This window comes from Paraburkholderia saeva (assembly GCF_907164555.1).
Lineage (GTDB): Bacteria > Pseudomonadota > Gammaproteobacteria > Burkholderiales > Burkholderiaceae > Paraburkholderia > Paraburkholderia saeva.
Genome location: NZ_CAJQZC010000008.1, coordinates 171728 through 184190, shown reverse-complemented (window position 1 = coordinate 184190; position 12463 = coordinate 171728). Strand labels below are relative to the sequence as shown.

Genomic DNA, 12463 nt, shown 5'->3' with positions numbered 1-12463 from the left:
CTCACTCGCAGTTCTCCGCTTAAGCCCCGGACGGCAGTTCCGGCCATAGTAGCGGATTCGGCGCGCTGCGTTGATAACCGGCGTCGTTCATGAGCAGATCGAGCGTCAGACTGGCGAGATCGTCGGCGAGCGGTTCGATGTCGTAGTCCTTTTCCTGGTAGCCGATCTTTCGATACGTGCGGCATTCGTCGCACGATTCGGCCTTAAGCGCGCCGTTACCGCCTTCGATTCCGTGATACGCAATGCCTTTGGTGGAATCGCAGTTGGAGCATTTGGCACGAACCATGTGCCATTCGTTGGCGCACAGACCGCATTGCAGATACCGGTAGCCCTGATACTGCCCGCCGACCCGCACGATGCTTGCCACGGGCAGCGACCCGCAGACCGGACAGACGCCCGGCGTGTCGATATAAGGGATGTCGCGCTCATCGATACGACTGGCGAGGTCGGTCCATACGACCTGGAGCGCCGCCATGATGAACGGCGCGGCTGCGGGTTCGATTTCGTTATACCGATACGAGAGGATGGCGTCGGCCTGTGCATCGAGGTCGGGTTTTGATTTTGCGCGAAGCGTGTCGATGACTTTGGCCAGTGGCGGGGTCATGGCGCCGGCGGATTCGATGCTGTCCAGCAGAGCGTAGAGGAGGGTGTGCCATTCGTGGTCGGCCGGCTGCGCCGGGATCAAGGGCATTGAGTGTTCCTGCGCCTGCTTGATCTTTTCTTCCGACGGCATCGGGGATGTGGTCTTTTCTATCAGCTTTTGCTGCGCGTCTGCCAGTGATGCCATCAGAACGATGTAGCCGGCGATTGGGTTTGCGTCAGCGAGTTTGCGCAGGCGCGCCGCTCTCACCGCAAAGGTTGTTGCCCGTTCGGGCAGGCGATTGCGGGGAATGGCTGTCTGGTCCAGGGAGGTTATTTCGTCCGGGGACAGGATTCGGTCGGGCATACGGTTTTCTCTTTTTTCCTGGTTCTTTTCGTTATTTCTGGATTTGCTTTTTAGTCTTTCCTTGTATTCGTGCCGAAGCTGGGTTTTTGCTTTGGCCTTTCCTTGCTTTGCTTTTGGTCTATTAGCGTCGCCCCTGTGCGGGGCGGCACCTACTTTTCTTTGTCCTTGCCAAAGAAAAGTAGGCAAAAGAAAGGCGCTTCGACAACTCACTTCTTCCAGGTGTGTCATTCCCGGGGAATGGCAACCCATGAAGTGTCGCCCCGCGCTTCACACGCTATAGGTCCCCGCGCGATTGCGTCCCTCGCACAGCACAGTCAATGACAAAGCACTCATCCACCCAGCTCCGCTTCGCGTCGCCGCCGGGCATAACACCCCCATCGGTCGGTCCGACCCAACCGCGACGCACACAGTGCGAAGCGGCGTGGATGACTGCCTTGTCACGAACGCAGAATGCGCGCGGGATGCAATCGCGCGGGGACCAATGTTGTATAACAGATGATGGCGACACTTCATGGGTTGCCATTCCCCGGGAATGACACACCTGGAAGAAGTGAGTTGTCGAAGCGCCTTTCTTTTGCCTACTTTTCTTTGGCAAGGACAAAGAAAAGTAGGTGCCGCCCCGCACAGGGGCAACGCTAATAGACCAAAAGCAAAGCAAGGAAAGGCCAAAGCAAAATCCAGAAAAAACAAAAAACCCTATTTAACACTCTCCCGAAACCACCGCGGATGATGCTTCCGCGCCCACCCATATGTAACAGTCCCCCGCACCATAGCGCCGATGGAACCCTTAACCCAAAGCGCAGCATAAATATGAACAACAACCCCACAGATAAGCACAAACGCGGCAAGAGCATGCACAACAACCGCGAAGCGGATCACCTCAACTGAAAAGTAAAACGAAAAATACCGCCTCCAGATAACAATTCCGCTGCATAGCAGCAAAACCAGACACGCCACCATGACGAAAAACAAAAGCTTCTGCCCAGCGTTATAACGCCCGATCTCGGGCAAGCGATCCTCGCGGTTAGCAAGCACATCGTCGATCTGCCTGAGCCACTGCATGTCGTTCTGGTCAAGATAGTTGTGATGCCAGAACCTCAACGCAAGAATGAGAAACGACACAAACATCACAACACCCACAAACGGATGCAGAATCCGCGTCCATTGCCCGCCGCCGAAGAGCGCCGACATCCAGAACATCGAAGGATGAAACATCGCCAGCCCGGAAAGCGCAAGCAATACAAACGTGATCGCGGTAATCCAGTGATTCGTCCGCTCGTTCGCCGTGTAACGTACGATCAATCCCGGTTCATCGTGTCTCATCAGTGTGCTCCCTGATCCGGCGTGCTTCGTCCTGAGCGGCCAGTTCGTCCTCTTCGCTCACCTCGTTCGGACCCACACGTGTGTAATGGAAGAACCCGGCCAGCGCGGTCAACGCAATGCCCGCCACGGCCAGCGGCTTCGCCAACCCCTTCCAGAACCGCACCATCGGACTGATCCTCGGATCGTCAGGCAAGCCGTGATAGAGCGACGGCCTGTCGGCGTGATGCAGCACATACATCACATGGGTGCCGCCAACCCCCTCCGGATCGTAGAGCCCCGCATGCTCGAACCCACGCTCCTTCAGGTCGACAATCCGCTCGGCCGCGTGCTGCTTCATGTCTTCCTTCGTACCGAACACGATCGCGCCAGTCGGACAGGTCTTCACGCACGCCGGCTCCTGCCCCACAGCCACGCGGTCCGAACACAACGTGCACTTGTAGACGCGATGGTCCTTCTTCGAGAGACGCGGTATGTTGAACGGGCAACCGGTTATGCAATAGCCGCAACCGATGCAGTTCTCCTCATGGAAATCGACGATCCCATTGGTGTACTGCACAATCGCACCCGGCGAAGGACACGCCTTCAGACAACCCGGATCCTCGCAGTGCATGCAGCCGTCCTTGCGGATCAGCCATTCAAGATTGCCCGCCGGGTTCTCGTATTCGGTGAACCGCATGACGGTCCACGAATGCTCGGTCAGGTCGCGCGGGTTGTCATAGACGCCAATGTTGTCGCCCACCTCGTCACGCAGGTCGTTCCACTCCATGCACGCTGTCTGACACGCCTTGCAGCCGATGCACTTCGTCACATCGATCAGCTTGGCTACTGTGCCGGTCACGGGTTCGCGCGCCGACGGCGAAGGCACCGTGGTCGCGGACTGGCGTTTGATATCGAGTGATTGCAGTGCCATGTCGCGCCCCCTAAGCCTTCTCGACCTTCACCAGGAACGACTTGAATTCAGGTGTCTGTGAATTCCCGTCGCCCACCACGGGCGTCAGCGTGTTGGCAAGATATCCGGGTTTCGTCAGCCCCTTGAAACCCCAATGCAACGGAATACCGACGGTCTGCACTTTCTTGCCGTCGATCATCAACGGCTTGATGCGCTTCGTCACGACGGCAACCGCCACGATATGCCCGCGGTTCGACGACACCTTCACACGATCGCCCGCCACCACGCCCACTTCTTTAGCGAGGTCCTCGCCAATCTCGACGAACTGCTGCGGCTGCACAATCGAGTTCAGGCGCGCATGCTTGGTCCAGAAGTGAAAATGCTCGGTCAGACGATACGTGGTTGCCGTGTGCGGGAATTCAGGTGCCTTGCCGAACGCGGCGCGATCGTCAGGGAACACGCGCGCGGCAGGATTGCTCGTCGCCTGTTGATTCTGCGGATGCAGCGGGTTGTAGCCGAGCGGATTCTCGAACGGCTCGTAATGCTCAGGAAACGGTCCCTCGTTCATGCCGTCGCGGGCGAAGAACCGCGCCACGCCCTCCGGATTCATGATGAACGGCCCCATGCCGTTTTCGGGCGGCTCGTCGGCCTTGAAGTCAGGAATGTCCGCACCGGTCCACGCCTTGCCGTTCCAGCCGACCAGCTTGCGCGTCGGATCGAATGGCTTGCCGTTGAGATCACACGAAGCGCGGTTGTACAGGATGCGCCGGTTAGCCGGCCACGCCCACGCCCAGTTCAACGTCTGACCAATGCCAGTCGGGTCCGAGTTGTCGCGACGCCCCATCTGGTTGCCCGCCTGCGTCCACGCACCGCAGAAAATCCAGCAGCCGCTCGCGGTCGTGCCGTCGTCTTTCAGTTGCGCAAAGCCGGACAACTGTTCGCCCTTCTTGACGAGCACCTTCGTCGGATCTTTCGGATCGGTCTGGTCGGCCAGCGCGCGACCGTTGTATTCCATCGCGAGTTCTTCCGGCGTCGGGCTCTCCGGATCGGAGTAAGACCACGTCAGATTCAGAATCGGATCGGGATACTTGCCGCCCTGCTCCCTGTAGGCCTTGCGCATGCGCAGGAAAAGCCCGGACATAATCTCCAGATCGCTCCTCGCTTCGCCCGGGCCCGCGGCGCCCTGCCAGTGCCACTGCAACACGCGGCTCGAACTCACGAGCGATCCGCGTTCTTCCGCGAAACACGTGGTGGGCAAACGAAATACCTCCGTCTGTATTTTCGACGCGTCCACATCGTTGTATTCGCCGTGGTTCTTCCAGAACTCGGAACTTTCGGTGGCAAGCGGATCCATGATCACAAGCCACTTCAGTTTTGCGAGCGCCGCCGAGCTCTTCGCCTTGTTCGGCGCAGCAGCAAGCGGATTGAAGCCCTGCAGGATGTAGCCATTCATCTTGCCCTGATTCATCAGCTCGAAGGCCTGCAACAGGTCATACGGCTTGTCGAGCTTTGGCAGATAGTCGAAGGCGAAGTTGTTTTCCGCTGTCGCCGCGTCGCCCCACCACGATTTCATGAAGCTCACGTGGAACGCGCGATAGTTCTTCCAGTAGCTCAACTGGTTCGGCCGCAATTGCTGCGTCGCGCGCTTCGCGATGTATGCGTCGAAGTCCTGTTCGCCTTCATTGGGCAACGTCATGTAGCCTGGCAGCAGGTTCGACATCAGCCCAAGGTCGGTCAAACCCTGGATGTTGGAGTGCCCACGCAGCGCATTCATGCCGCCGCCCGCGATACCGATATTGCCCAGCAGCAGTTGCACCATTGCGCCCGTACGGATCATCTGCGCGCCGACGGAGTGATGTGTCCAGCCGAGCGCATAGAGAATCGTGCCCGCACGGCCGGGAACCGCAGTCGTGGCAAGCATTTCGCAGACCTTCAGGAACTTCTCTTTCGGCGTGCCGCAGGTCTTCTCGACCATCTCCGGCGTATAGCGCGAATAGTGCTGCTTGAGCATGTTGTAGACGCAGCGCGGATCCTGCAGCGTCGGGTCGACCTTCACGAAGCCATCGTCACCACGTTCGTAGTCCCACGTCGACTTGTCCGGGTACCCATGTTTTTCCGCGTTGTAACCGGAATAGATGCCGTCATTGAACGCGAAGTCCTCGCGTACGATGAACGGAAAGTCCGTGTAATTCTTCACGTACTCGTGCTGGATCCTGTCGTTCGTCAGCAGGTAATTGATGATCCCGCCGAGGAATACGATGTCCGTGCCGGTGCGAATCGGTGCGTAATAGTCCGCCACCGAAGCCGTGCGCGTGAAACGCGGATCGACCACGATCAGACGCGCCTTGCGGTGCGCCTTTGCCTCGGTGACCCACTTGAAGCCGCACGGGTGCGCCTCGGCCGCATTGCCGCCCATCACCAGGATGACGTCCGCGTTCTTGATGTCGACCCAATGGTTCGTCATCGCTCCACGGCCAAACGTCGGGGCAAGACCTGCCACCGTCGGACCGTGTCAGACACGCGCCTGGTTGTCGAACGCGAGCATCCCGAGACTGCGCGCCGTCTTGTGGGTCAGATACCCCACTTCGTTGCTGCCTGCCGAAGCCGCCAGCATGCCGGTGGTCAGCCAGCGGTTGACCTTCTTGCCGTCTTCCGTGGCCTCGATGAAGTTCGCGTCGCGATCTTCCTTCATCAGCTTCGCAATGCGGTCGAACGCTTCATCCCACGAAATACGCTGCCACGTGTCGGACCCCGCAGCCCGATACTCCGGATGCGTGAGGCGGCTCGGGCTGTGGATGAAGTCGATCAGACTGGCACCCTTCGGACACAGTGTGCCGCGATTGACGGGGTGATCGGGATCGCCTTCGATATGGATGATGCTGGAGACGGCGTTTTTCGCGCCATCGCCCAGCCCATACATCAGGATGCCGCAACCGACGGAGCAATACGGACACGTATTGCGCGTTTCAGTGGTTCGCGCCAGTTTGTACTGCCGGACTTCAGCGAGGGCGGCGTCCGGGGAGAAACCCATCAGGGCCAGGCTCGATCCGGCCAGCGTGGTCGCTGTCACCTTCAGGAACTGGCGCCGGGACATCTGGAGCATGATCGTCCTCGCCTTGTGTGGGGGTACACAAAAGTATATGTGGTTTGTCGCGCTGTCACAGCCCTGGTAACACGGGACAAGAAAAGAACGCGACTGATTGATGCATCCCGGGCAAGCGCCAGGCAATCGCACTGCGTTGTTATAGTGGCGGGCATAGGGATTGCGGCACTGCACACCGATACGGGAGCCGCGGGCTTGCGGCAGCTGCAACCGGCAACGTTCCTGCGACGAAGGACGACCATGGATACGCTTTCCACCGACAAGCTGCAGACCGTGGCCCGCAAACAGGCATCGTGGGCGGTCGGCGCATTCAAACAGTTCGCGGAAGATCGCTGCGCCGCGATGGCCGCAAGCATCGCGTTCTACGCGGCGTTTTCACTCGCGCCGACGCTCGTCATGGTGATCGCCGTCGCCGGCTGGTTCTTTGGTGCGGACGCGGCGCGCGGCCAGCTCTTTAACCAGGTTCACGGCGTGCTCGGCGACGACGCGGCAGCCGCCGTTCAAACCATCGTTCAAAACGCACATCACAGCGGCAGCGCGGGCGGCATCGCGGCCATCATCTCGTTCGTGCTGCTTGCGGTCGGCGCGTCCGCAACGTTCTCGTCGCTCAACAGCGCGCTCAATATAGTGTGGCCCGCAACGGGGCCGCGTGCGTCCACCGTGATCGCGCTCGTGCGCGTGCGGCTGATTTCGTTCGGGCTCGTGCTGGGCGTCGCGTTTCTGCTGATCGTTTCGCTCGTGCTCGATGCGGCGATCACGTTTATAGGCAACTGGCTGCTCGGCGACTCGCCATACCTCGTGGTCGGCAACCTGCTGCAGCTCGGCGTCGGTCTGCTCGTGCTCGGCGTCGCGTTCGCCGGGCTGCTCAAGTTTCTGCCGGATGCGCCCGTGCAGTGGCGCGACGCGCTGGTCGGCGGACTGGTCGCGGCCATTCTGTTTTCGGCAGGCAAGAAGATGTTCGCGCTCTACCTTGCGCACGCCGGCATGGCCAATACGTTCGGCGCGGCCGGGTCGCTTGCGATCCTGCTGATGTGGCTGTACTTCTCGGCGGCCGTACTGCTGCTCGGCGCGGAATTCTCGGCGGCTCGCGGGCGCCTGCATGATCCGCGCGGTCCGTGGGCGTTCCAGGACGAAACGCCGCCTCCCGGAAGCCGGGCGATGCTGGCTTCGGTGATGGCGAGCTCGACGATGCCTGCTGTCGTGTCGAGCCGCGCGGCGAAGCACGATGCATCCGTGGCGGCGACCGATGCGCGCGTGGCGACGCTGCGCGCCCTGGCCGGAGCGCCGGAAGAGTCGCCAGCGAAGCCCCGACCTTCCGCGTCTGCGGCGGCGCTGCGCGTCGGCCGCTCGATGGCGCGAGCCGAAACGCGCGCCACCCATGCGGCGGCCGGGACGATCGTCCACGCGGAACGCTACATCCGGCGGCATCCGTGGGGATCGATGGCCCTCGCGGCTGCGGCCGCGTTCGCGCTCACCACATTCGCGGGACGACGTGATGGCCCCTGAGACACCAGACACTGAAACCCCGACGAAACCGGCCGGAGTCAGTCCCGGCAAACAACATTAAGCGGAGCCACAAGCCGCCGCGTGGCGACGCGCAATTGACACCGGACCGCCTCCTCCTGGCGAACCCCGAAATCCCCGTCTGTATCGACCCCAAAATTTTCAAATGGTCATACCACGCCAACCATTTAGTCGACTTATTTACATTTGACCAACGATTGAGCCGCTATTTTGAGCAATTACGCGCGATCACTGCTATTGAAACAACAATATTGCGCAGTCAACGATTTAATATTGCCAAATCCGCAATACTGGCTCGCAAGCTTTATTTACAAGGCTTCTGGCCCTGTGTCACTTTTTAGAGACACTCATTTTTTTTCAGTTCTTACGTTCGGACACACTGCGCTATTCTCCAATCCGCAACAACTAAACCAATCATTTGCGTGGAGAAATGATGAAACGATTTGCACTTTCGACCCTCTCGCTGGCACTGCTTGGCACCGCGGGTGTGGCGCACGCTCAAAGCAGCGTAACTCTTTATGGCGTGCTGGACGACTCGATCCAGTACGTTTCGAACGTTGGCGGTCACAGCCTGTGGAACATGGCTGCAGGTAACCTGCAGGGCAATCGCTGGGGCATGAAAGGCTCGGAAGATCTGGGCGGCGGCCTGAAGGCGATTTTCCAGTTGGAAAACGGCTTTAACCCGAACAACGGCGGCCTGGGTCAAGGCGGCAAGATGTTCGGTCGTCAGGCGTACGTCGGTTTGACGGGCGACTCGTGGGGTACGGCTACCATCGGTCGTCAGTACGATCCGGTGGTTGACCTGGTTCAGCCGCTGACGGCTGACAACTACTGGGGCAGCACGTTCACGACCACGGGCGACGTCGACAACAACGACAACAGCTCGCGTACGAACAACGCTGTCAAGTACACGTCGCCGGTCTGGGGTGGTTTCCAGTTCGAAGGCATGTACGCTCTGGGCGGCGTAGCAGGCTCGACGGGTTCGGGTCAGACGTGGTCGGGTGCAGCAACGTACGCAACGGGTCCGTTCGCTGTCGCTGCTGGCTACATCCGCATGGACAACTCGTCGTCGGCTATTGCACGCACGGGCTGGACCGGCACGTCGGACGCTACGTTCGACAGCATCGTGAACTCGGCCTACGCATCGGCCAAGTCGATCGGCATCGCATCGGTTGCGCTGCAATACGTGGCAGGTCCGTTCACGTTCGGCGGCCGTTACAGCAATGCACAGTACAAGCCTGATGCACAATCGGGCTTCGGCACGACGCAGAAGTACGACGTGGGCGCTGGCTTCGTGAACTACCAGCTGACGCCGGCAGCACTGCTCGGCTTCGGCTACACGTACACGCACGGCAAGGGCGACTCGAACGCGACGTACCACCAGATCTCGCTGGGCGGCGACTACAACCTGTCGAAGCGCACGGACGTCTACCTGGTCGGCGCATATCAGCATGCTAACGGCAATCAGCGTAACGATTCCGGCGACCTGCAATCGGCAGTCGGTTCGGTGGCTGACTATGGTTTCAGCTCGACGAGCGACAACCAGACGATCGTCAGCCTGGGCATCCGTCACAAGTTCTAAGCATCGAACCTGTCACGTAGCTCTAGCAGAAGCTGCATAAGAACCAGCCGCAGGCGCAAGCCGGCGGCTGGTTTTTTTACGTCTGCTTTACCCGCAGCCAGCGGCAAAGCCCACGTTACCAATGCAAAAAAGCCGGACCGGGTCCGGCTTTTTTGCATTGCAGCGGCGTTGCAGCGTTGTGTAACTAGCGCTGCTTCCTGTGGGCGTCGGCCTGCGCAAGCGTCTGCGCCGGCCGTACTTCGGTGCGTCCGGCTACCACGTCGGCAGCGTCCTGCTGCGATACCACGGGCGCGCCGCCACGCTGCCGGTGCGGCACGTCACCCGAGTTTTCCCATGCCGGATCGGGAATCGCGCTGAACACCTGACGTAACTGCTCGCCCCACGTACGGTGAATCATCTGATAGTACGCATTGTCCTGATCGACTGAGACGAAGCGTGTGACACGAAGCGCATCCTTCTCGTAGACCAGCAGATCGAGCGGCAGCCCGACCGAAAGGTTCGAGCGGAGCGTCGAATCCATCGAGATCAGCGCGCACTTGGCGGCCTCGTCGAGCGGCGTGGAAGGAATCAGCACGCGGTCGATGATCGGCTTGCCGTACTTCGACTCACCGATCTGGAAGTACGGACAGACGCTCGATGCCTCGATGAAGTTGCCGGCCGAGTAGATCATGAAAAGACGCGGCGCCGAAGCCGCGCCGTTTTCGGCGGACGCGATCTGCCCGCCCAGAATGAACGCGCAATTGAAGTCGACGCCGAATTCCTGCAGCACCTGCGCCTCGCGCATGTACACCTGACGCACCGCATCGCCGACCACGCGCGCCGCCTCGGGCATCGAGGACGCCGTCCAGAGCGTCGGTTTGCCGGCCTCTACGGGCTCGCTGAGCGTCTGCAGAACCGCCTGGGTCAGCGAGAGATTGCCGGCGCCCAGCAGCACCAGCACGCGCTCGCCGGGCTGCTCGAACACGGACATCTTGCGCGCCGTGCTGATGTGATCGACGCCCGCGTTGGTGCGCGTGTCCGAGAGAAACACGAGCCCTTCATCCACGCACATCGCCACGCAGTAAGTCATGATTGCCAACCTGGAAAACGACGGAACGCCGTTATTGTAATGCGCCGGCACACCGCCTCTAACGCGTCTTCCGGTATTACGGCGCGAGAGCGGCCTTTATGAAGGCCGCCGCGCCTCCAGGATGCAGATTTCCCGCATTTCTACTGCGGCGTCTGTGCGCTGACCGTCACCGACACGTTGAGCTTTTCCTCGCGGCCGCCGATCCGTCGTCCGCGTACGGGCGACGCCGCTTCGTAGTCGCGCCCGACAGCAAGCCGGCAGTAGATCTCGCTCGCAAACGCCGCGTGCGTGACATCGACGGACGTCCAGCCCACACCATCGATCCAGACATCGACCCAGGCGTGACTCGCGCCATGCTCGACATCGCCCGGCTCGATATAGCCGCTCACGTAGCGCGCCGGCACCCCGCGCGCGCGGCAGCAGGCGAGCATCAGATGCGCGTGATCCTGACAGACGCCCTTGCCGAGCGCGAGTGCCTCTGCTGCAGTGCTCGTGACCTCGGTGACGCCTGGCTGAAACTGCACCCGCTGCATGATCTGCTCCGACAGCGCGATCAGCGAAGCCGGCGTATTGAGCGAAGGCACCGAAGCCGCGAGTTCGCACACGGCGGCATCGCAATCGGTCAACGGCGTCGAGCACGTGAAGTGCTCGAGCGGAATCGGGCCCACGCCATCGGGCAGCAGGCCATTGACGAGGGGGAACGTGTCCACTTCGCCCGATACACGCACGCGGATCTCGCTATGCGGCTTGTTCAGCACGAGTGTGTGCAGCACGTTGCCGTAGGCGTCGAGCGTGGAATCGAGCTTGCCTGGCGCGTCGAGTGTCCAGCGTCGCACGACCTGGCCGCCGCCGCTCGCGGGCGTCAGGCGCAGTTGCTGGATCGAATAGTGGACCGTTGCTTCGTAACGGTACGAGGTATCGTGTCGAATCGTGAGGTACATAGATCAGGCTCCGTCAGGCAACCGGCAGCATCAGATAGGTGCGTGCCACCAGTCCGCCGAGTTCGAACACGCGGGCAAGGAACTGCGTCAGATACGCGTGCAGTCCCGCCTCGAAAATCTGCCGGATGTCGGAATACACGAGCTCCGCGCGCAGCTTGCCGGCAAAGCGCTCGCATTCGTTCGATCCCGACGTGCGCAGCATCGCGAGATTCGTGCACACGCCTTCGAGCGAGGCGAGCAGCGACCGCGGCATCTGCTGGTTCAGGATCATCAGTTCGACCACGCGCGCGGGCGTCACGACGTCGCGATACACCTTGCGATAGATTTCGAGCGCCGAGACCGAACTCAGGATCGACGTCCAGTAGTAGAAATCTTCAAGCTGTCGCGCCGCGTCGCGCGAATTCGGTTCGACATCAGCGAAGCGCACGTCGAGAATCCGCGCCGTGTTGTCGGCGCGCTCCAGAAACGTGCCCAACTGAGTGAAGAAAAACGCGTCGTCCTGTAGCGCGGTGCCGAGTGTCACCCCGCGCGACAGATGCGAGCGGAACTTGACCCATTCGAAGAGCGTCACCGGATGTGCCATCAATTGTCCGGACGAAGCACGCTCGTTGAACTCGAGCCACGTGTCGTTGATCGTCTCCCACCATTCCGTGGTCAACGTGCCGCGCACGGCGCGGGCGTTCTCGCGCGCCGCCTGCAAACACGAATAAATGCTCGAAGGATTGGTGGAATCGGCCACCATGAAGTGCAGCACATGTTCGCGCGAAGGTTCGTCGTAGCGCTCCGCGAACGCGCCTTCGAGTTCGGAGATACGCAGCACGGAACGTTGCGTACGCGCTTCCTGTTCCGGCGTCTGCGGCAGCAGCAGCGCCTTCAGGTTGATGTCGAGCATGCGGGCGGTGTTCTCCGCGCGCTCCATGTAACGGGCCATCCAGAAGAGATGATCGGCAGTGCGGCTTAGCATGACGGCTTTCCGTTATCGATGAGCGCATGGCCTCGATGCATTGAGGCTTCAGGCCTGCGCTGGTTACCGGGCATTTTCCGTTTCTCACCTGTCACCGGCGCTACACGCTGCCGGTGCGGTCC

At 60.7% G+C, this 12463-nt stretch carries 9 protein-coding genes; 2 read left to right on the top strand and 7 right to left on the bottom strand.

Going from position 1 to position 12463, the window contains the following annotated elements:
• Window positions 1-19: 19 nt before the first annotated feature.
• The 4 genes from fdhE to fdnG all read right to left on the bottom strand — a co-directional run bounded on the left by fdhE (window position 20) and on the right by fdnG (window position 6261).
• Window positions 20-946 (bottom strand): formate dehydrogenase accessory protein FdhE, encoded by a 927-nt coding sequence (fdhE, locus tag LPA36_RS20895; protein WP_228881150.1) that lies wholly within the window; start codon window positions 944-946, stop codon window positions 20-22.
• Window positions 947-1642: 696 nt separating this feature from the next.
• The gene (locus LPA36_RS20890; RefSeq protein WP_228880920.1) at window positions 1643-2269 is read right to left on the bottom strand and encodes a formate dehydrogenase subunit gamma; all 627 of its coding nucleotides are present in this window, start codon (window positions 2267-2269) and stop codon (window positions 1643-1645) included.
• Window positions 2256-3179: a formate dehydrogenase subunit beta gene (gene fdxH, locus LPA36_RS20885; RefSeq protein ID WP_228880918.1), complete on the bottom strand. Its 924-nt coding sequence runs from the start codon at window positions 3177-3179 to the stop codon at window positions 2256-2258. Before fdxH ends, LPA36_RS20890 begins: the two co-directional genes overlap by 14 nt.
• 10 nt (window positions 3180-3189) lie before the next feature.
• Window positions 3190-6261: a formate dehydrogenase-N subunit alpha gene (gene fdnG / locus LPA36_RS20880; RefSeq protein ID WP_228880915.1), complete on the bottom strand. Its 3072-nt coding sequence runs from the start codon at window positions 6259-6261 to the stop codon at window positions 3190-3192.
• Window positions 6262-6501: 240 nt separating this feature from the next.
• Here fdnG and LPA36_RS20875 point away from each other — a divergent pair, with 240 nt between their 5' ends.
• Together LPA36_RS20875 and LPA36_RS20870 are read left to right on the top strand one after the other, a co-directional pair.
• Window positions 6502-7767 (top strand): YihY/virulence factor BrkB family protein, encoded by a 1266-nt coding sequence (locus LPA36_RS20875; protein ID WP_228880912.1) that lies wholly within the window; start codon window positions 6502-6504, stop codon window positions 7765-7767.
• A 451-nt stretch (window positions 7768-8218) separates the two neighbouring features.
• Window positions 8219-9367: a porin gene (locus LPA36_RS20870; protein ID WP_228881148.1), complete on the top strand. Its 1149-nt coding sequence runs from the start codon at window positions 8219-8221 to the stop codon at window positions 9365-9367.
• A 184-nt stretch (window positions 9368-9551) separates the two neighbouring features.
• On the opposite strand, the gene LPA36_RS20865 is transcribed toward LPA36_RS20870, so the two are convergent.
• From LPA36_RS20865 to LPA36_RS20855, 3 genes are all read right to left on the bottom strand, one after another.
• The gene (locus LPA36_RS20865) at window positions 9552-10436 is read right to left on the bottom strand and encodes a proteasome-type protease (protein WP_228880910.1); all 885 of its coding nucleotides are present in this window, start codon (window positions 10434-10436) and stop codon (window positions 9552-9554) included.
• A gap of 140 nt (window positions 10437-10576) precedes the next feature.
• Window positions 10577-11377, bottom strand: a complete 801-nt coding sequence (locus LPA36_RS20860) for a transglutaminase family protein (protein ID WP_228880907.1) — start codon at window positions 11375-11377, stop codon at window positions 10577-10579.
• 13 nt (window positions 11378-11390) lie between these two features.
• Window positions 11391-12341, bottom strand: a complete 951-nt coding sequence (locus tag LPA36_RS20855; protein ID WP_228880905.1) for an alpha-E domain-containing protein — start codon at window positions 12339-12341, stop codon at window positions 11391-11393.
• Between the last annotated feature and the right edge of the window lie 122 nt (window positions 12342-12463).